This is a genomic window from Streptococcus cristatus, assembly GCF_003943505.1.
In the GTDB taxonomy this organism is placed as follows: domain Bacteria; phylum Bacillota; class Bacilli; order Lactobacillales; family Streptococcaceae; genus Streptococcus; species Streptococcus cristatus_E.
In genome coordinates, this window is the sequence record NZ_RJPS01000070.1 from 1 (window position 1) to 721 (window position 721).

The window sequence follows — 721 nt, forward strand, 5'->3', positions numbered from 1 at the left end:
TACTACACAGATACAGTGAATGATGGCACCTGGACCTTCAAGGGTTACGATGCAGACAATGCAGTCGTGAACAAGGCTAATGTTGAGTTTGTAGGAAAATGGGCATTTGAAGCCAAGAAGTACCAAGCAACTTATCGCTTTGAAAGTGCGACAGCCGGCAAAGCTCTTCCAGCGGCTATCACATCCTTGACTCCAAGCGACAGTGCGACTTATGTGAATGGTGTTGCAGTTTCAGCTCAACAACCAGCGAAAACTACCTACACAGACACTGTAAACGACGGTACATGGACGTTTAAGGGTTACGATTCAGACAATGCAGTCGTGAACAAGGCTAATGTAGAGTTTGTAGGTAAGTGGGCCTTTGAAGCCAATAAGTATCAAGCTACTTATCGCTTCGAGAGGGCGACAGCAGGTCAAGCNCTTCCAGCANCCATCGCNGCATTGACTCCAAGCGACAGTGCAACATATGANAATGGNAATACTGTTTCNGCTCANCAACCATCNCAAACCACTTACNCNGATANTGTGAACGACGGCACNTGGACCTTCAAGGGCTATGANGCAGCTAGCGCCGTTGTCAACAAGGCTAATGTAGNGTTTNTAGGAAANTGGNCCTTTGAAGCCAACAAGTACCAAGCTACTTATCGCTTCGAGAGCGCNACNGCAGGTAANNATCTTCCAGCAGCCATCGCAGCATTGACTCCAAGCGACAGTGCAACAT

General features: G+C 47.7%; 1 protein-coding gene. It reads left to right on the forward strand.

The window, feature by feature from the left end:
- On the forward strand, positions 1-721 hold a 721-nt coding region (locus D8792_RS11020), incomplete at both ends, for an SHIRT domain-containing protein (protein WP_221763080.1).